The organism is Microbacterium sp. C7(2022), assembly GCF_028823665.1.
Classification (GTDB): Bacteria; Actinomycetota; Actinomycetes; order Actinomycetales; family Microbacteriaceae; genus Microbacterium.
The window spans coordinates 397,817-417,072 of record NZ_JAPEHV010000005.1 but is presented as its reverse complement, the minus strand read 5'-3'; the positions used below and the strand labels follow the sequence as shown (position 1 = coordinate 417,072).

General features: G+C 65.0%; 15 protein-coding genes, 3 tRNA genes and 1 pseudogene. 8 read left to right on the top strand and 11 right to left on the bottom strand.

The window, feature by feature from the left end; all coding sequences use genetic code 11:
• From ON062_RS10335 to ON062_RS10325, 3 genes and pseudogenes are all read right to left on the bottom strand, one after another.
• Window positions 1-739, bottom strand: a pseudogene (locus ON062_RS10335) (bifunctional 3'-5' exonuclease/DNA polymerase); the annotation flags it as partial.
• A gap of 13 nt (window positions 740-752) precedes the next feature.
• The gene (locus tag ON062_RS10330) at window positions 753-1,484 is read right to left on the bottom strand and encodes a zinc ribbon domain-containing protein (protein WP_274647042.1); all 732 of its coding nucleotides are present in this window, start codon (window positions 1,482-1,484) and stop codon (window positions 753-755) included.
• An 83-nt stretch (window positions 1,485-1,567) separates the two neighbouring features.
• Window positions 1,568-1,640 (bottom strand) — tRNA-Val (locus ON062_RS10325).
• Window positions 1,641-1,828: 188 nt separating this feature from the next.
• Between ON062_RS10325 and aceE the strand changes: the two genes are divergently transcribed.
• The 6 genes from aceE (at window position 1,829) to ON062_RS10295 (ending at window position 9,419) form a co-directional block, all read left to right on the top strand.
• Window positions 1,829-4,558, top strand: a complete 2,730-nt coding sequence (gene aceE / locus ON062_RS10320; RefSeq protein WP_274647041.1) for a pyruvate dehydrogenase (acetyl-transferring), homodimeric type — start codon at window positions 1,829-1,831, stop codon at window positions 4,556-4,558.
• A gap of 8 nt (window positions 4,559-4,566) precedes the next feature.
• Window positions 4,567-5,784, top strand: a complete 1,218-nt coding sequence (locus ON062_RS10315) for a CdaR family transcriptional regulator (RefSeq protein WP_274647040.1) — start codon at window positions 4,567-4,569, stop codon at window positions 5,782-5,784.
• Between the two features lie 83 nt (window positions 5,785-5,867).
• On the top strand, window positions 5,868-6,782 hold the full coding sequence (locus ON062_RS10310) for an ACP S-malonyltransferase (protein WP_274647039.1): 915 nt from the start codon (window positions 5,868-5,870) through the stop codon (window positions 6,780-6,782).
• Between the two features lie 14 nt (window positions 6,783-6,796).
• Window positions 6,797-7,810: a beta-ketoacyl-ACP synthase III gene (locus ON062_RS10305; RefSeq protein ID WP_274647038.1), complete on the top strand. Its 1,014-nt coding sequence runs from the start codon at window positions 6,797-6,799 to the stop codon at window positions 7,808-7,810.
• Between the two features lie 61 nt (window positions 7,811-7,871).
• The gene (locus tag ON062_RS10300) at window positions 7,872-8,120 is read left to right on the top strand and encodes an acyl carrier protein (RefSeq protein ID WP_274647037.1); all 249 of its coding nucleotides are present in this window, start codon (window positions 7,872-7,874) and stop codon (window positions 8,118-8,120) included.
• A gap of 60 nt (window positions 8,121-8,180) precedes the next feature.
• A complete protein-coding gene (locus tag ON062_RS10295) occupies window positions 8,181-9,419 on the top strand; it encodes a beta-ketoacyl synthase (RefSeq protein ID WP_274647036.1) in 1,239 nt (412 codons plus the stop codon).
• A 143-nt stretch (window positions 9,420-9,562) separates the two neighbouring features.
• On the opposite strand, the gene ON062_RS10290 is transcribed toward ON062_RS10295, so the two are convergent.
• On the bottom strand, window positions 9,563-10,066 hold the full coding sequence (locus ON062_RS10290; RefSeq protein ID WP_274647035.1) for a DUF3145 domain-containing protein: 504 nt from the start codon (window positions 10,064-10,066) through the stop codon (window positions 9,563-9,565).
• A gap of 180 nt (window positions 10,067-10,246) precedes the next feature.
• Complete coding sequence (locus ON062_RS10285) at window positions 10,247-11,020, bottom strand: hypothetical protein (protein WP_274647034.1); 774 nt, start codon at window positions 11,018-11,020, stop codon at window positions 10,247-10,249.
• Between the two features lie 163 nt (window positions 11,021-11,183).
• Between ON062_RS10285 and ON062_RS10280 the strand changes: the two genes are divergently transcribed.
• Window positions 11,184-13,193 carry a DUF262 domain-containing protein gene (locus tag ON062_RS10280; RefSeq protein WP_274647033.1) on the top strand — a complete coding sequence of 670 codons (2,010 nt, stop codon included), beginning with the start codon at window positions 11,184-11,186 and terminating at the stop codon, window positions 13,191-13,193.
• 6 nt (window positions 13,194-13,199) lie between these two features.
• On the opposite strand, the gene ON062_RS10275 is transcribed toward ON062_RS10280, so the two are convergent.
• Window positions 13,200-13,276, bottom strand: a tRNA-Ile gene (locus ON062_RS10275).
• 33 nt (window positions 13,277-13,309) lie between these two features.
• On the bottom strand, window positions 13,310-14,407 hold the full coding sequence (locus ON062_RS10270) for a DMT family transporter (protein WP_274647063.1): 1,098 nt from the start codon (window positions 14,405-14,407) through the stop codon (window positions 13,310-13,312).
• Between the two features lie 45 nt (window positions 14,408-14,452).
• Here ON062_RS10270 and def point away from each other — a divergent pair, with 45 nt between their 5' ends.
• Window positions 14,453-15,019, top strand: a complete 567-nt coding sequence (gene def, locus ON062_RS10265) for a peptide deformylase (protein WP_274647032.1) — start codon at window positions 14,453-14,455, stop codon at window positions 15,017-15,019.
• 76 nt (window positions 15,020-15,095) lie between these two features.
• On the opposite strand, the gene ON062_RS10260 is transcribed toward def, so the two are convergent.
• The 4 genes from ON062_RS10260 to ON062_RS10245 all read right to left on the bottom strand — a co-directional run bounded on the left by ON062_RS10260 (window position 15,096) and on the right by ON062_RS10245 (window position 19,245).
• Window positions 15,096-15,168: transfer RNA gene (locus ON062_RS10260), tRNA-Asn, on the bottom strand.
• A gap of 62 nt (window positions 15,169-15,230) precedes the next feature.
• Window positions 15,231-16,019 (bottom strand): ATP-binding cassette domain-containing protein, encoded by a 789-nt coding sequence (locus ON062_RS10255; protein ID WP_274647031.1) that lies wholly within the window; start codon window positions 16,017-16,019, stop codon window positions 15,231-15,233.
• A gap of 41 nt (window positions 16,020-16,060) precedes the next feature.
• Window positions 16,061-17,929 carry a DNA primase gene (dnaG, locus tag ON062_RS10250; RefSeq protein WP_274647030.1) on the bottom strand — a complete coding sequence of 623 codons (1,869 nt, stop codon included), beginning with the start codon at window positions 17,927-17,929 and terminating at the stop codon, window positions 16,061-16,063.
• Window positions 17,929-19,245, bottom strand: coding sequence for a deoxyguanosinetriphosphate triphosphohydrolase (locus ON062_RS10245; protein WP_274647062.1), 1,317 nt, complete (start codon window positions 19,243-19,245; stop codon window positions 17,929-17,931). Before ON062_RS10245 ends, dnaG begins: the two co-directional genes overlap by 1 nt.
• Window positions 19,246-19,256: the final 11 nt, after the last annotated feature.

Sequence of the window (19,256 nt, the reverse complement as noted above, 5' to 3'; positions counted from 1 at the left end):
CCCCCAACCACCCCCAGGCAACAGCAGGAATGACACCACACGACGGGACTTGACCCGCCCTCAGGAGCTTCGGCTGCGAATCCAAGCTCGCCACGGGGTCACCCAGCGCCGCGCGCACCTCCGCGGCGGCACTCGCCACGCGATGTGGCACGCCCGTGGCATCCCGAGTCCCGAGAGAGTCCTCAAGGATGCGCTCGTGGGTCGATCGGTCCCACGGCAACCCGGCGTCATGCAACTCGGCCGCAATCAGTGCGCCCGCCGACTCGGCAGCGCACAGCATGCGCAAACGATTGGGATCCGCACTCGTGTTGATGGCGCTCAGCTGACGTTGGTACTCCGCGACTGCGTCATCGATGTCGCTCGGGAGTCTGGCGAGATCGGAGTCCCAGTCGAAGAGGGTCGGTCCGCGGGTCTCCGCGGTGCGGGCGGGTACATTCCACCGCGGATCGACAAACACCTCGTCGGCAGCGCCGACCGTGGCCGCGTGGCGCAGGACGACATGAGCCAACCGGAGGTCATGGCAACGCGCGACGCGCACCCCCGCAGCAAGCAACTGCGGATACCACTCGACGGTGTCGTTCCACACCCATCGTGGCGCGCTCTCGGCCTCGACCCGGCCGATCCACTCGGCGATGGAATCGTCCGGAAGAACGACGACACCACCGGGGTGCTCGTCATTCCCCCACATGACGGCGACCTGGGCGGCATCCTTGCGACCGAGGACCACCGTGCCGCTCATTCGCGGCGGATTGTCAAAGACCGGAATCCTCGCCGCGCACCAGAATGCAGCCGCACTCAGGGCAGTGGGCGACCTCGTTCGAGTCCACGCCGCGCAGCTTCTGAAGGTCGGTGCCTGAGAGCACCATGTGGCAACCTCCACAGGTGCGGCGCACCAACGCCCCGGCGCCGGGGCCACGTGCGCTGAGCCGGTCATACAGCGCGAGGAGATCGGCTGCTACCGTCCCGGCAACCGCTTCGCGGTCGCGGACTGCGGCAACGCGATCCGCCTCCGCGGCGGCCACATGCGCCTTGGCCGCCGCGCTCAGCTCCGCGCCCTCGGCATTGGTGGTCGCGATGAGGGCCTCTTGCTCAGAGACGGCCGCTTCGGCGGCCTCAAGCCGCTCCATCACCAATATCTCGCCGTCTTCGAGCTCGTTCTTGCGACGTGCGAGAGATTCCAGCTCGTGCTCAAGCCCGGCCGCTTCCTTCGGGTTGGTCGACACCGCGAGGCGCTCGGTATCACGCACCCGGCGTGCATCGACCACGGCGACATCCGATTCGATGCGCGACAACTCCGCACGAAGGTCATCGCGCGCGCCCGAACGCACCGACAACTCCTGTGACTGCACCTGCCGTTGCGAAAGAAGTTCTTTCACGCGTGCACCCTGCGGCGGATTGGCGCGCGCGTCCTCCGCGCGACGGATACGGGCGTCGAGGTCTGCGACCTCGAGCAGAAGGCGCTGGTCTTCGGGGGTGGCGTTCACGAATCCAACCTAACCGACGCGACGCGTGTGGCCGCAGTGATCTGTGGTGCGCGCCAGCGCGAATCCATCTGATGAGAAAGCGGTGGGCCCTGCCGGGATCGAACCGACGACATCCACGGTGTAAACGTGGCGCTCTACCAGCTGAGCTAAAGGCCCTCGAGAGCAAGTGTACGAGATCGCGTCGATCGTTCGCGCCGTGGGCGCTCGCGTCGTAACGTGGAGGCGTCCGTACGCGCGATCGAGTCGCTAGGCTATCGCGTGGTGCGTTGTGTGCGGTCGACAAAGTCCGCGGCGCATTCGTAGTGATTCACTGGCACGATCTGCCAGACGACGAAAGGTCTTCTGTGACTGTCAACGATCAGGATCCGTACTCGCAGGCTCCCCTCGATAGCGATCCCGACGAAACTGCCGAGTGGCAGGAATCCCTCCAGCAGTTGGTGCAGGCGAAGGGCCACGGACGTGGCCGGGAAATCATGCTCAGCCTGCTGCACACCTCGCACGAGCTTCAGCTCAACGTGCCTCAGGTGCCGACGACGGACTACATCAACACCATCGCTCCCGACAATGAGCCCGAGTTCCCCGGCGACGAAGAACTCGAGCGTCGCTACCGCCGGTGGATCCGATGGAATGCCGCCCTCACGGTGCACCGCGCTCAGCGACCGGGGATCGGCGTGGGCGGCCACATCTCCACGTACGCATCGTCCGCGTCGCTGTACGAAGTCGGGTACAACCACTTCTTCCGCGGGCTCGATGACCCGCAAGGTGGCGACCAGGTCTTCATCCAGGGGCACGCCTCCCCCGGCACCTACGCGCGCTCGTTCCTCGAGGGCCGGCTCACCGAAGCCCAGCTCGACGGGTTCCGTCAGGAGAAGTCCCAGGCACCCAATGGGCTCCCGTCGTACCCGCACCCGCGTCTGATGCCCGAGTACTGGCAGTTCCCGACCGTGTCGATGGGACTCGGACCGATCAACGCCATCTATCAGGCGATGACGAACAAGTACCTCACCAACCGCGGCGTGAAGGACCTGTCCGAGTCGCACGTGTGGGCATTCCTCGGCGACGGCGAGATGGACGAGGTCGAGAGCCGCGGTCAGCTGCAAGTGGCCGCCAACGAGGGACTGGACAACCTGACTTTCATCGTCAACTGCAACTTGCAGCGCTTGGACGGCCCCGTCCGCGGTAACGGCAAGATTATTCAGGAGCTGGAGAGCTTCTTCCGCGGTGCGGGCTGGAACGTCATCAAGGTGGTCTGGGGGCGCGGCTGGGACCAGCTTCTCGCCAATGACGTCGACGGCGCGCTCGTCCGACTGATGAACTCCACTCCTGACGGCGACTTCCAGACCTATCGCGCAGAAGACGGCGCGTTCATCCGCGAGCACTTCTTCGGGCGCGACGAGCGTACGGCGAAGCTGGTCAAGGACTGGAGCGACGACCAGATCTGGGGCGACCTGCGCCGCGGCGGTCTGGACTATCAGAAGGTGTACGCGGCCTACAAGACAGCCCGCGAACACAAGGGCCAGCCGACCGTCATCCTCGCGAAGACCATCAAGGGCTACGGACTCGGACATCACTTCGAGGGCCGCAACGCGACCCACCAGATGAAGAAGATGAGTCTGCAAGACCTCAAGTACTTCCGCGATTCGATGCGCATTCCGGTGACCGACGCGCAGTTGGAGGAGAATCCCTACCAGCCGCCCTACTACAACCCCGGACCGCAGGACGAGACGATCCAGTACATGCTGGAGCGCCGCCGCGAGCTCGGCGGCTTCCTGCCGGAGCGTCGATCGCACCACGTGGGACTCCAGCTTCCGGGCGACGCGACCTACGCTCTGCCCAAGAAGGGCTCCGGCACGCAGGAGATCGCGACCACGATGGCGTTCGTGCGCCTGTTGAAGGATCTGCTGCGCTCGAAGGACTTCGGTCACCGCATCGTGCCGATCATCCCCGACGAGGCGCGCACGTTCGGTATCGACGCGTACTTCCCGACGGCGAAGATCTACAACCCCAATGGTCAGAACTACACCTCGGTCGACCGCGAGTTGCTGCTGGCGTACAAGGAGAGCCCGCAGGGGCAGATCATGCACGTCGGTATCAACGAAGCCGGCGCCCTCGCAGCCTTCACCGCCACCGGAACCTCGTACTCGACGCACGGTGAGCCGCTCATCCCGGTGTACGTGTTCTATTCGATGTTCGGCTTCCAGCGCACAGGCGACGCCCAGTGGGCCGCCGGCGACCAGATGGCCCGCGGCTTCATCATGGGTGCGACCGCCGGCCGTACGACGCTGACAGGCGAAGGTCTGCAGCACGCGGATGGGCACTCGCATCTGCTTGCGTCGACCAACCCGGCCACGATCTCGTACGACCCCGCGTACGGGTACGAGATCGCACACATCGTGCGAGATGGTCTCGAGCGCATGTATGGCGGGAACCACCCCGACCCGAACGTCATGTACTACATCACGCTGTACAACGAGCCCATCATCCAGCCGGCAGAACCGGAGAACGTGGACGTCGAGGGCATCGTTCGCGGTGTACACCGCATCTCGACGGGTGAGGGGGACGGACCTCGCACCCAGATCATGGCCTCGGGTGTCGGCGTGCCGTGGGCGCTCGAAGCGCAGCAGTTGCTCCGCGACGACTGGGGTGTGGTCGCCGATGTCTGGTCGGTCACGTCATGGACGGAGTTGCGACGCGACGGCCTCGCCGCGGACGAGCACAACTTCCTGCACCCGGGCGAAGAGCCGCGTACGGCGTACCTCACCCAGAAGCTGCAGGGCGCTGAGGGTCCGGTGATCGCGGTCAGCGACTTCATGCACGCTGTGCAGGATCAGATCCGCCCGTGGGTGCCGAGCCAGTTCGCCACCTTGGGCGCGGACGGCTTCGGGTTCTCTGACACACGCGCTGCCGCTCGTCGCTTCTTCAAGATCGACGGACCGTCGATCGTTGTGCGCACGCTTCAAGCTCTGGCTGCCGAAGGCAAGGTCGACCGGGCACTGTCGGCGCAGGCCATCGAGAAGTACCGTCTGCACGACGTATCGGCAGGAACGAGCGGAAACGCGGGCGGCGAAAGCTGATCGCCTCGATGCCCGCCTCCCCCGACGCCAAGACCAAGGCAGAGACGCTGGCGTGGTTGCGCCGTATCTCGGGTGACCTCGCGACTGCGACCATCACGCGTCTCGACGAAACCCTGCCCTGGTACGCCGAAATGCCGCCCGCGCGGCGGTCATCGGTCGGCCTCGTGGCGCAGGCGGGCATCTCCGCATTCATCCAGTGGTACGACGACCCGGGCTCGACTCCGTGGATTGCCGCCGATATTTTCGCCGCAGCACCCCGCGAACTCTTGCGCAGCGTCAGCCTGCAGCAAACGCTGCAGCTCATCCGCGTGACGGTGGAAGTCACCGAAGAGCGCGTGGCCGGCCGCGGCGAAGACCTACGCGAAGCGATCCTCTTGTACTCCAGAGAAGTCGCGTTCGCCTCCGCAGATGTCTACGCGCGTGCGGCGGAAGCGCGCGGCCTGTGGGATGCACGGCTCGAGGCGCTGGTTGTCGACTCCATCCTCACCGGCGAGGCCGATGAAGAGCTTCCCAGTCGGATCGCGGCGTTGGGGTGGCACGGCCACGGCGAGGTCGCTGTCCTCGTCGGGACGACCCCTCCGCAGTTCGATATCGACCAACTGCGACGCACCGCACGAAAACTCGGCGTTGATGTTCTCATCGGCGTTCAAGGTTCGCGGCTGGTTCTCGTCGTGGGGCGCGCAGAAGCTGCGACAGCCGAAGAAAAGAACGCCGAACTGTCTTTCGATGAGATCGCCCGTGCCCTCGAACCCGGGTTCGGCACGGGCCACCTCGTGCTCGGTCCGACCGTGCCGGCCCTCGTCGACGCCGGATCTAGCGCACGAGCGGCTCTCGCCGGTTTCGCCGTTGCACGGGCGTGGCGCAACGCGCCGCGACCAGTGGAGGCGGACGATTTGCTTCCGGAGCGAGCACTCGCGGGTGATCCTCTCGCAAAACACACCCTGGTCGACCGAATCTACCGCCCCCTCCAGGCTCACAGCGCCGACCTCGTCGCGACGCTGTGGAGCTATCTCGACAACGGCCGCTCACTCGAGGCGACCGCGCGCGAGCTGTTCGTCCATCCGAACACCGTGCGCTATCGACTGAAGCGCGTGTCGGAGGTGATTGGGTGGGATGCAACCGGTCCACGTGAAGCCCTCATTCTGCAAACCGCGCTCATCCTCGGGTCCGTGGGAACGGATGCCACGCGGCGACGGTCCGCCGGCAGTCGCCGACCGGCACCCTGACTGTGCGCCACGCACAAAGGGATTCGAGATTCTTGTGATGGGTTCGCCATAAAGCCCGTGCGTGCGACTGACAGTATGGATGGGTGAAGATCGCCGTATTCCCCGGACAGGGATCGCAGACTCCAGGTTTCCTCTCCCCGTGGCTCGACCGTGACGGAGCAACCGAGCGACTCGCCGCCTATTCGGAATGGTCAGGTGTCGACCTCGTCGCCGCAGGAACCGAATGGGATGCCGATCGCATCCGTGACACCGCCATCGCTCAACCGTTGATCGTCGCCGCCAGCTTGCTGTCGTGGCACGCTCTCGCCGGCAAGGAGCATGTCAATGGTGTCGCCGGCCACTCGGTCGGCGAGTTCGCTGCCGCTGTTGCAGCGGGCATCCTCACAGACGAGGACGCGTTGCGGCTCGTAGGAATCCGCGGACGCGCAATGGCGGAAGCTGCGTCGGCTCATGCCACCGGTATGTCGGCGGTCATCGGCGGAGATCAAGACGCAGTAATCGAACAGTTGGGAACGCTGGGTCTCACCCCCGCCAACTACAACGGTAGCGGGCAGATCGTCGCCGCCGGCGAACTCGACGCACTTGCCGCTCTCGCCGATGCTCCGCCGCGCGGTACCCGCGTGATCCCGCTTCAGGTCACCGGGGCTTTCCACACCGATTTCATGGCCCCTGCAGTAGAGACGCTCCGCTCGGCCGCCAGTGACCTTGTGCCGGCCGACCCGGCGCGGTCCATCTGGAGCAACCGCGATGGCGCGCACGTCGCGAGCGGGCGGGACTTCGTCGACCTGTTGGTCGAGCAGGTTGCCTCGCCAGTGAGATGGGATCTCTGCATGTCGTCGCTCGCGGATGCGGGGGTTTCGGGCATCGTAGAGCTCGCCCCCGCCGGTACCCTGGTCGGGCTCGCCAAGCGCGCGCTGCGCGGCGTACCCAGTGTCGCCGTGAAGACACCCGATGAGTGCACACCCGCGGCCGACCTGCTGATCGCACCGGCCGTCTGAGAAGAGATCACATCATGAACCCCACCCTCGTCCAGCCCACCGGCGCTGCGCACACCCGCATCTACGCATACGGCGCAGCCCGTGGTGAGAATGCCGTGACCAACGACGAGTTGGTCGGCCCCATCGACTCGAGCGACGAATGGATCCGCCAGCGCACCGGCATCGTCACACGGATGCGCGCCACCGCCGACACCGACGCGATCGACCTCGCGACGGACGCTGCACGTGAAGCGATCGAACGCTCGGGGGTCGCGGCATCCGATATCGATCTCGTCATCGTCGCCACAATCAGCAACCCGAAGCAGACGCCGTCGGTATCGGCGATCGTGGCAGACCGCGTGGGGTCCAATCCCGCGGCCGCGTACGACGTCAACGCGGCGTGCGCAGGCTTCGCCTACGGGGTGGCGCAGGCGGACGCCCTCATTCGTGCCGGCGCCGCGAAGTACGCGGTCGTCATCGGTACCGAGAAGCTCAGCGACATCGTCGATCCGACCGACCGGAGCATCTCGTTCCTCCTGGGCGACGGGGCTGGTGCGGTCGTCGTCGGCCCCAGCGACACGCCCGGTATCGGGCCGACCGTGTGGGGTTCGGACGGGTCGAAGGCAGACGCGGTCGGCATGAACCACACGCTCACCGAGTTTCGCGATGGCGCTGCCCCGTGGCCCACTCTCCGCCAGGAAGGCCCGACGGTCTTCCGGTGGGCCGTGTGGGAGATGGTCAAGGTGGCACGCGAGGCGCTGAACGCCGCCGGTGTCTCGGCATCTGATCTTGCGGCTTTCGTTCCCCACCAGGCGAACATGCGCATCATCGATGAATTCGCGAAGCAGTTGGGTCTTCCCGAGACCGTCGTGATCGGACGCGACATCGAGACGACCGGCAACACATCCGCCGCTTCGATCCCTCTCGCTACTCACCGCTTGCTCGAGGAGCATCCCGAGCTCGGTGGCGGACTCGCCCTTCAGATCGGGTTCGGCGCGGGCCTCGTGTTCGGCGCGCAGGTCGTCGTGCTCCCGGACTCGCGGGCCTGACGACCCTAGACTGACTTCCGGCCCGAACGGGTCGGGCAACCCCCAAGAAACAGGAGAAATCATGGCATTCACCAACGACGAGGTTCTCGCAGGACTCGCCGAGCTCATCACCGACGAGACCGGCATCTCTGCTGACGAGGTCGCGCTCGAGAAGTCGTTCACCGAGGACCTTGACATCGACTCCATTTCGATGATGACGATCGTCGTCAACGCGGAAGAGAAGTTCGGTGTCACCATTCCCGACGACGAGGTCAAGAACCTCAAGACCGTCGGCGACGCCGTCACTTTCATCACGTCGAACCAGGCGTAGCGCCATTCCGGTGGGGGCCGACGCCCCCACCGGCACACACAACACGAGGAATCTCTACGCATGACCACGACACGCATCGTCGTCACCGGAATCGGTGCGTCCTCTCCCATCGGAGGAACCGCGCCCGAGAGCTGGTCCGCCCTGCTTGACGGGGCATCCGGCGCCCGCACACTCGAGTATGACTGGGTGGAGCAGTATCAACTGCCGGTCACGTTCGCAGCCCAGGCCGTCGTTCGACCCGACACCGTCCTCGAGCGCCCGATGGCCAAGCGACTCGACCCGTCTTCGCAGTTCGCGCTTGTCGCGGCGATGGAAGCATGGGCGGACGCCGGCGCGCCCGACGTCGATCCTGAGCGGCTCGGTGTCGACTTCGCCACCGGAATCGGTGGCGTGTGGACCCTCCTCGATGCATGGGACACTTTGCGCGAAAAGGGCCCGCGACGCGTCATGCCGATGACGGTTCCCATGCTCATGCCAAATGCGGCGGCCGGAAACCTTTCGCTGCACTTCGGCGCACGCGCCTTCGCCCGCACTGTTGCGAGCGCCTGTGCCTCGAGCACCGAGTCCATCGTCAATGCCGTAGAGCACCTTCGTTCGGGACTCGCCGATGTCGTGATCGCTGGCGGCACCGAGTCGGCCATCCACCCGATCACCATCGCTTCTTTCGCTTCTATGCAAGCCCTTTCCAAGCGCAACGATGACCCGTCGACCGCGTCGCGACCCGCGAGTATCGACCGCGATGGCTTCGTGATGGGCGAGGGCGCTGGCGTGCTCATCCTCGAGACCGAGGAGCACGCAAAAGCGCGGGGCGCCAAGATCTACGCGGCGGTCGTCGGCGGTGGCGTCACCGCCGACTCGTACCACATCACCGCGAACGATCCCGAGGGTGCGGGGGCTGCGCGAGCGGTGCGCATGGCGCTGGAGATGGCGGATGCCACACCCGACGACGTCACGCACATCAACGCGCACGCCACGTCCACTCCGGTGGGCGATCCGAACGAGTACCAGGCTCTGCGCTCGGTCTTCGGCGATCGCGTGGATGAGATTCCGGTCTCTGCGACCAAGGCGTCTACCGGCCACCTCTTGGGTGGAACGGGCGCGCTCGAAGCGATCTTCACCGTCCTCGCTCTGCGTGACCGCGTGGCACCGCCGACGATCAACATCACCGAGCAGGACCCGGCCGTACCCTTCCGACTGTCGGGCGAACCGGTCTCTCTCGGTGACGGCGACCACCTCGCCATCAGTAACTCGTTCGGTTTCGGCGGCCACAACGCCGTCGCCGCGTTCGCGACGGTCTGACCTTCCGATACACACGAAGACGCCCCCGGGAAGCCACCGGGGGCGTCTGTCGCATCAGGCGCCGATTCACTTTCCCATCCCCCGGGACGATTGTCTCCGAGCGTCGGTAGTCGCGCCTCGTCACGCCCGAGTCGGGCGTTGCCTTAGCCCACCTTGTGGAGCCAGACAACAGGAGCGTCATCACTCGCGTGACGGAACGGTTCGAGTTCCTCATCCCACGCTGCGCCGAGCGCGATGTCGAGCTCACGACGGAGTTCGAACGCGTCGCCAGCGGAAACCTCCATCGCGTAGCGGATGCGATCTTCGCTGATCACAACGTTGCCCGCAGTGTCGGTCTGCGCATAGTGGATGCCGAGACCTGGCGTATGGGCCCATCGTCCGCCGTCGCTACGAGGCGTGGGATCTTCCGCCACCTCGAATCGCAGGTGCTCCCAGCCGCGAATAGCAGTCGCCAGCGCGGCGCCGGTCCCAGCCGGACCCTCCCAGTAGAACTCCGCGCGACGGCTTCCCGCCAGCACAGGCTGGTCGGCCCAGTCAAAACTCACCGCGCGCCCGAGGGCACGACCAACAGCCCACTCAAGGTGTGGGCATAACGCTCGTGGGGCAGAGTGGATGTAGATCACTCCACGCGCCTGTGGTGTCGCCATCATCATCTCCGTTTCTTCAGGTACGTCTTCCCCAACGACCTGACGGATTCGATTCGGCGATGTTCTTCGGTTGTGAGCCCATTATCGCCCGTGACCCGGCGAATAACAAGCGTGTCATTCTGAAGAAGAGGGGCGACGCCGGAATCCGTGGCGTCGCCCCTGTGATCTCGCGTTGCTAGCTCAGGCCTCGCTCATCGCCTGCACTGCGGCTTGCCCCTTGGCTGCGTAGTACGCAGCACGAGCAGCATCCTTACGAGCCTGCTCGACATAGCCCGCTTCGAGGATGTCCTGATCGACGTGGACACTCTCGACGTGGTTCACACCGTTGTACTTCTCGATGTACGCGTCCAACTCAGGGCCTGACGTCCACGAAGTGATGAGGTTGTAACGCGGCTCTGATCCGAGGTGTGTGGTCGCGTGCCACAGGCGCTGCGTGTCGATGATGAGTTGCGCGCCTGCCGGCAGAGCGATGCGCACCTCACCGGCCGGGTCTGTCCGGTTCTCGCGCAGGACGAAGAAGCTGTCCTTGTCGTCCGTGAGGTTGAAGAATCCGCGCACGACCCAGCCGGTCCCGTCGGGATTCAGTCGGTTGTTATCGTCCTGGTGCAGGTTGTAGAGGCAGTCCCCATACGGCGTGGGCTGCAGTTCGATCACACGGCAGCGACCGACGTTCGCTCCCGGCTCCTGGGCGCGACGGGCGAGGTTCGGAGCCTTCGCAACCTGCGAGTCGATCCATACACCGTCCTTGTCGGTGCGCGGCGGCTTGTGGTTCCAGAATCCGTTGCACTCGATGTCCCCGAAGGCGCTGGCCAGCGGAGCGAACCGCGTGTCACCCGAGGACTTCCAGTCGTTGTACTCGAGGTCGAGCCACTCCTTCGGATCGAGCTCCTGGTTGTAGCTGTCGAGCACCACATAGCCGGTCTCTTCCAGAGCGGCTGACTTGATGTAACCCATGACGAATCATGCCTTTCGTAGCGGACGAGCGCGTTTTTACTCAGTCCTACTGATGCCAGCCTACTCGGGTAGTCGCGCCCGGCCTGGGTGATTCGCCGGGTAGGCTCGGGGGTCGAAACGGCCGATTCGACCGGGCCAGAAAACCTCGAGGAACAGCGCACAGATGGTTCATGCGACGAATATCGATGCCACGGCGGTCAACACGATCGGATGGCTTTCGACCGGCGAGTGGACCATCGTGGTGCCGGTGTACCAGCGTCAGTACCGTTGGGATATCGGCGCGTGCGAGCGACTGCTCGCCGATGTCCGCACCGTGGCTGACGCGGCCCCCGAGAGAATGCACTTCTTGGGTTCTGTGCTCTCCAGCGTGAGCGACGGGGAGCGTGGCCGCGACTTGGTCCTGATCGACGGACAGCAGCGGCTCACGACTCTCATGCTGCTCGTCGCCGCGGTACGGCACACGATGACCGACGCCGATGCAATCACGCTCGGCGGGATCGATCGTGTCCTCGTCTCCGCAGCGGATGCGACGCGCACGAAACTGCACCCCCACCCCGCGTGGGCTGGCGTTTTCGAATCGCTGGTGCTTCCGCGCTCGGATCACGCACCGGAAGCGGGCGACTCGCGGTTTCATGACAACTACGCGTTCTTTCGCAGTCAGATCAGCAATGAAGAGGCGCCGCACATCTGGCGCGGCCTCCAGAAGCTCGAGCACGTCGCGATCACCCTCGGCGCCGGTGCAAATGCGCAGCAGATTTTCGAAAGCCTGAACTCCACGGGCGAGCCGTTGCGCGATCACGAATTGATTCACAACTACATCCTGATGGGGCTTTCTCACAGTGATCAGCGCAGGATCGAGGACGACTTCTGGGTGCCGATCGAGCGTGACACCGGGGAATCGATCGCAACGTTCTGGCGCCAATACCTGGTGATGGTCACCGGCCGCGAAGTGGCGTTGCTGGGCGGCCGAGGGGTGTACGACACATTCCGCCAGGTGTTTCCTCGTATCGAGGCTGCAGATCTACCAGCGTTGGCTACCCAGTGGCGCGAGTACGCGAGGATCTATCGCATCTTGCGCGCTCCGTCGCTTGCACCAGACCCTGCTATCGCGACCGAGCTTGAGGGATTGGCGACGTTCGGCACAGAGATGTATCCCCTCGTGATGGGCGACTACGCGGCGTACGAGGCAGGCTCGCTCTCGCGCGAGGAGCTCCGAGAACGACTCACCCTGCTGCAGTCACTCTTGCTACGCAGAACGGTCGTGGGCATCCCCGTTGACCGTTTGGTGGCGCGCCTGTGCCGTGCCCGCGACGAGGGCGCGGCCGCACTGTCTCGCGCGTTCGAACGCATCACACCGTCGAACGACCGTGTGCGCATGGCTCTCAAGCACACGCCGCTACCGCACCCGGCGTATGTGCTCGCACGATTGGCAGGCCTCGTCGGTTCCTCCGCCTATGGCGTCGACCACATCGCTCCCCTGGCCCCGGGCGACTCATGGAGCGGCGATGGGCTGCGAAGCTGGCTCCACCTGAACGAGGACGAGCAGAATAGCCTGCGCGCTCTCGCCCCCACTCTCGGCAATCTTGTTCTCCTCGAGGACGACCTCGCGCTCCGAGCGATGGATGCACCCTTTCTCGAGAAGCGACGTCTACTGGCCGGCAGTAGCGTGCCGATGGCTCAAGAGGTCGCAGCCACAAAAGCCTGGGGCACACGCCAGATCTCCGAGCGCTCCGCTCACCTTGCCGAACAAGTCCTCACGACATGGGCGCGCCCGTGGGGAATTGCGATCGATGACGACGGACTGACTCCGATCCTCGACGCTGTGCGACGCCGCGGCTGGCCTGCAGGCTGGCAGCGTGAGTTCGCGTACGTGGAGTACCGCGGCGAGCACTGGGAAGTCCCGGATGTGAAGTACCTTTTCAACCGGATCTTCAAGCGCCTGTGGGCGGATGATCGGCCGGCAGTAATCACCTACTCACGCGAGCATGGAGGGCCTGTCTACGCTGATCGTGCATGGAACGGTCAGTGGGATTCCCTAGACGATGAGCACTCGCTTTACATGGGATGGGACTCGAGCTACATGCTGACCGCGGTGCAGGGCGTCCTCGATCAAGCGGGCGTCGCGGCCGAAGTCTTCGTCAAGTACTCCTACATTGGCGACGCGATGAAGTGAACGACGTGGTAGGGCGGGTGGGACTTGAACCCACGATCGTCGGGTTATGAGCCCGCTGCCTTCACCAGCTTGGCCACCGCCCCCTGAGGCTTACAGCCTAACCTGCACCAACCAGGTCACCGTCCCGCGGCCGGCGGGTCGGTTTGGCCGTCGCCCTTGTCTTTGATGGGCGGATCGGGCCACACCTTTGCGACGGCTTCGGTCACGCGCACCGAGCCGGTCTTTGGTGCGGCCTCATCAACGAAAGGCTCGGAACCACGCGGAATCGGAAGCTCCTGACTCGCACTGACGACCTGAGGGTGGTGCCGCGCCAACTGGAATACGCCCCATACCGCGATTCCGCCGACGACGCAGAATGCGACGTGCGCCCAGGTTGGCGCATCGGAGGCCTCACCGAGAACGAAGATGCCGATAAGAATGGCAACAATCGGGTCGACAACGGTGAGCCCCGCGATGACAAGATCCGGCGGACCAGACGAATACGCGGTCTGCACGAAGTAGGCACCCACGATCGCTGCGGCGACGAGCGCGGCGAGACACACGAAGGTCAGCCACTCGAAATCACCGGTCTGGATTCGGCTGATGACCACCTTGGCGAGCGTGGCGACGAAGCCGTAGAAGACCCCGGCGGCCATGATGTAGAACAAGGCACCCATGCGCGAACGAAACCACGCCCACAGCGTCACGAAGACCACCGCGACTCCCAGGAGGAGCAACAGGATAGTGATCAGCTGCCCATCGGACACCGGACTCTCGGTGGCGAAAAGAGCCGCGATCGTGACGAAAACGAAGATGCCGCCTACGCACGCGGCGATCGCGGTGAGGGAACGCCCGGTGGGGTTGTGCCCGCTGATCCGCGCATTCAGCAGCGTCGTGACCACGAGCGCGATTGCGCCCAGTGGCTGAACGACGATCAGCGGCGCGAACGACAGCGCCAGCAGTTGACACACGATCGCAAGGCCGAGCATGACCGTGCCGATGACCCACGACGGTCGCGAGATCAAGCGCTTGAGCTGCGAACCGGTCAGGCCCTGCGTGGCCGCAGTACCGCTGAGCTTCTCGACCTTCGCGACGCCGCGGTGCTGATACTGGGCCCCGAAAGACATGAAGACGGCGCCGACCAGCGCGAGGGGAATGCCGATGAGAATGTCGGGGCTGGCAAACGCGCCGACGAGCTTGTCTCCGACGGTCTCCATCTCCCCCATGGCCCACATCACACATCGACCCTAGTGGGCGCGCGGCCTCGATAGGCTCAAGGCGTGGCAGTTCTACCGATTCGCATCATGGGTGACCCCGTCCTTCACGCTCCGGCAGCCCCCGTCGACGAGATCACCGATGAGGTTCGCGCTCTCGTGTCCGACATGTTCGAGACGATGGATGCCGCGCCCGGCGTCGGGCTCGCGGGACCGCAGGTGGGTGTGGCGCTGCGGCTCTACACCTACAGTTACGAAGATGACGAGGGCGCACCATGGCGCGGAGTCATCATCAATCCCGAACTGTGGATGCGTCCACTGGAACCGGGAGAGCCCGACCCCGATGAGGAATCCGAGGGTTGCCTGTCATTCCCAGGGGAACGTTTCCCCCTGCGCAGGTCAGACGAAGTGCTCGTCACGGGCATCGACCTCGACGGCGCTCCCGTGCGTATTCACGTGACCGGCTGGCGAGCACGCATCATGCAACACGAGTTCGATCACCTCGATGGCGTCCTCTACATCGATCGAATCTCCGACGGAGATTGGAAGACGGCGCAGAAGGTTGCGCGCAAGCGCGGATGGGGCAAGCCCGGGAGCGCATGGATGCCAGGAGTCGATCACCTCGACGCGTAGCCGGCCACTCAGGTGCGCGCGAAGGCACACCAATAAAACGAAGAACGGCCCCGGGGTGGAGCCCGGGGCCGATCCGCTCCCCCACTTGGACTCGAACCAAGAACCTATCGGTTAACAGCCGATTGCTCTGCCAATTGAGCTATGGAGGAATGTGCCCGCTTGCGCGAGGCAACCCCACTATCTTAGCAAAGCTCAGAGGGTGCTCGTGACCTCAGGGCACAAGAAGTTGACTTTCGTTTTCGGCACCCGGTGTCCAAAAGACGTCATCAGTGCCGTGACCGAAGCCCACCGCGTGGCCAGCCTTCATGACGAGCACGCTCGTGTCGAGCTGGCGCACGACGTCCGCGTCGTTCGTCGCCAGCAGCGCCGACATCCCATAGTCGTGGCGCCTGTGGGCAATCGCGTCCATGGCTGCTTTGCGCACCTCGACGTCCATGTTCGCGAAGGGATCATCTCCGATCAACACGCGTGGTTGCAGGACGAGGGCCCGTGCGAAGGCGACACGCTGACGCATTCCCGCGCTGAGTTCGTACGGGTACTTCGTCGCCGCGCCAAGCGGAAGCATCAACTCGTCGAGGAGTGAAGCGACCCGCACAGCCAGTGCGCGGGAGTTCACTCGACGGTCCCGACTCGTGATCGGCTCTGAAACGACTTCCGAAACGGTCATGCGGGCGGGCAGATGGGCACCGGCGGACTGCGGCAGATAGCCCGTCACATACGTCAGCACTCGGCGGGCACGCCCGGGCCGCCGAATGTTTATCCCTTCGACCTCAGCCGAGCCGCCCACGACCGCGAGACCCGATTCGTGATGCCCGGCGAGAATCGCCATAAGACTCGATTTACCCGCCCCTGTGGGCCCCATGATCGACAGGGCAGCACCGTGCGGGAGATCGAAGGTCACCCCTTCGACAACGCGAGGCGCGCCGGAGGTCCGGCCGCTGCGTGACACCGACAGGTCGATGCACCGGATGGCGACTTCTGGTTCTGCGCGACGAGCCATCTGTTCATCCTGCCGTGTGCCGGCCGTTGACACCAGCGTGTCTACTCTTCGGCGGCGATCCGCTGTCGTTCGGCGTCGATCTCACGCAGCTGCATTCGGATTGCGCGCCCCTCCTCAGACGACGGTGCGACCCGTTGAATCGCGCCCAGCAGTTCGCTCTTCTGCGAGTCCAGCGATCGCAACAGGAGCTTTCGGGCCAAGTCAGAGGCGGATGCCACGGCCGCGGCATCCGTCAACGCCGGAAAGTCCGCGACAAGCAACTCGCCGCCGAGGGAGCGATACGGCTCGCGGATTGTACCTACGGCCTCCGCGGCCCACCCGGCCCGCTGCATATCGGGCGCGGCGACGAGCGCCTGCCGCACGGCCTCCAGCGCGGGGTGGCGACAGGGAAGGGCGAGAGCGCGATCGAGCAGAGCGGTCGGCATACGATGCCCGTACTGCAGGAACGCCATCATCGCGTCGCGTTCGAGACTGACCTCGGACGAGCGCGGCAGCGTCGCCATGGTCACGCGCACAACCGGCTGCTCGGGCGCGGGTCCATCATCAGCGGGAGGAGCCGCAACGGTGCGTGCCGATTCGCGGGGTGCCGTGCTGGCACGCCCGGCGCGTTCGACCTCTCGACGAACGTCCTCTGTGTCCATGCCCAGCCGCCGAGCCAGCACGCGGACGTACTCCGGCTGCAGAAGCGGGTCGCGCAATTCCGCGACCACGGGTGCCGCGGAGCGCAACGCACCCACCCGCCCTTCGACGCTTGCCAGATCGAAACCCGAGATGCGCTGATCGAGAACGAACTCGACCATGGGCATCTTTGTCTCCACGACGGCGCGCACCGCGGCATCCCCTCGCTGCAGTCGGAGATCGCACGGATCCAACCCGTCGGGACCAGTGGCCACGTACGTTTGGGCGTTGAACCGCTTCGCATCAGCGAAGGCACGCAGGGCCGCTTTCTGCCCGGCCGCGTCGGGGTCGAACGTGAACACCACTTCCCCGGCTGTGGAGTCATCACCCATGACACGGCGGAGTACGGAAATGTGATCCGATCCGAATGCCGTCCCGCACGTTGCGATGGCGGTCGTGATGCCGGCGAGGTGGCACGCCATCACGTCTGTGTACCCCTCCACGACAACGACGCGATGCTGACGCGAGATGTCCTTCTTGGCGAGGTCGAGTCCGTAGAGGACTTGTGCCTTGTGATAGATCGTCGTTTCGGGAGTGTTCAGGTACTTAGGGCCCTTGTCGTCATCGAACAGCCGTCGGGCGCCGAAGCCGATCACCTGTCCGGTGACATCACGGATAGGCCACGTCACACGGCCGCGAAATCGGTCGTAGACGCCGCGCTGCCCTTGCGACACGAGTCCGGCCGCCGACAACTCTTCGTCCGAGAACCCCTGCGATCGCAGTGCCTGATGCATGCCCGACCAGCCCTGGGGCGCGTAGCCGACGCCGAAGTGGGCGGCAGCGCCGGCGTCAAAACCGCGCTCACCGAGGAACCGGCGAGCCATGTCGGCGCCCGGCGTGGACAACTGCGCACGAAAAAACTCCGCAGCAGCGGCATTGGCGGCAAACAGACGCGATCGGCCGGACTGCTCGGGCGCAGCCCCGCCGTCCTCGTAGTGCAGGGTGTATCCGATGCGCGCAGCAAGGCGCTCGACGGTCTCGGTGAACGAGAGATGATCCATCTTGCGGAGGAACGAGTACACGTCGCCCGATTCCCCGCAGCCGAAGCAGTGATAGAAGCCTGCTTGCGGGCGCACGTTGAAGCTCGGACTGCGCTCATCGTGGAACGGGCACAGGCCCTTCATCGAGCCCACACCGGCATTCTTCAGCGCAACCCGTTCACCGATGATGTCACCAATGTCGGTGCGCGCCTTGACTTCATCGACGTCACTCTGCCGGATACGCCCTGCCATCAGGGCGCCTCAGGCAACCGCGCGTCCGGCACTCGAGCGCCCGGTGACCAGATGCCGAGAGAGGCAGCGTCGATGTCTCCAACGAGGCTGCGATGCCAGGCGATTGCCACCTGGTCGGTGAGGCTGGCCACCTGATCGACGATCACCCGCTGGCGCGCAGCATCCGAGGCGGCCGCAGCGAAATCTTCCGCATGGAGCGCGTCGAGGGCGTCCGGTCGCTCCCACAGGGCAGAGGCCAGACGCTTGAGCACACGCCGCTGTTCTTTGTAGAGATCCTTTCGGCCGTCGATCGATACGACGAACGCGCCGATGATGCCCTTCAATACCGCCATCTCAGCTTCGATGACTCGAGGTACGACGACGTGCGCGCTGTAGCGCGTCAACACTGGCGCCGCGTACGCCTCGCGCGTGGCAGTCGTCGCGGCACGCGCAAATCGACCGATGAGATCAGACGTGAGATTCTTCAATCCGGCGAGCGATGCGCGCGTGCCATCGAATGACGAGATCCATTCCGGAATACGCATAAGTCGGAACAGCGCGTCCTCGAGTTCGTCCCGCGCGAGGTCGTACCCCACCCATGTCTGAATCGCCGAGAGAAGCGCCTCGTGTTCGTCCGGGTCTGCCAGCCTCGCAGGGTCGAGGTACCCGTTGACGACGGCATCCTCGAAATCGTGGACGGAGTAGGCGATGTCGTCGGACAAATCCATGACTTCTGCCTCGATGCACCGCACGCGCCCCGGTGCCCCCTGGCGCATCCAGTGGAAGACGTCTTCGTCCTCGGGGTACACACCGAACTTCAGCCGTCCGCCAGGATCCGGCAACGGGTTGTCGATCGTCCACGGATACTTGCATGTCGCGTCGAGGCTTGCACGCGTCAGATTGAGCCCGTGACTGCGCCCTTGCTCGTCGAACACCTTGGGTTCGAGCCGAGCGACGATGCGCAGGGTTTGCGCGTTACCTTCGAAGCCGCCGATCGCCTCTGCCCAGTCGTTGAGCGCGCGCTCGCCGTTGTGCCCGAAGGGCGGGTGCCCGAGATCGTGGTTCAGGCACGCGGTATCGACGACGTCCGCGGCGAGGGCGAGCGACGTCGCGAGTTCTCGTCCGACCTGTGCCACTTCGAGGGAGTGCGTGAGTCGGTTGCGTGCGAAGTCCGCGGGACTCGCCGGACTCAGCACTTGCGTCTTCGCCGCCAGACGGCGCAGCGCCGCAGAATGCAGGACTCGTGCACGATCGCGCGCGAAGTCATCCCGCTGCGAACGATGGCGCTCAGCGTAAAAGCGCGCCGCATCATGCTCGTCGTACCCGGGCGGCCGCATCAGCGTACGCG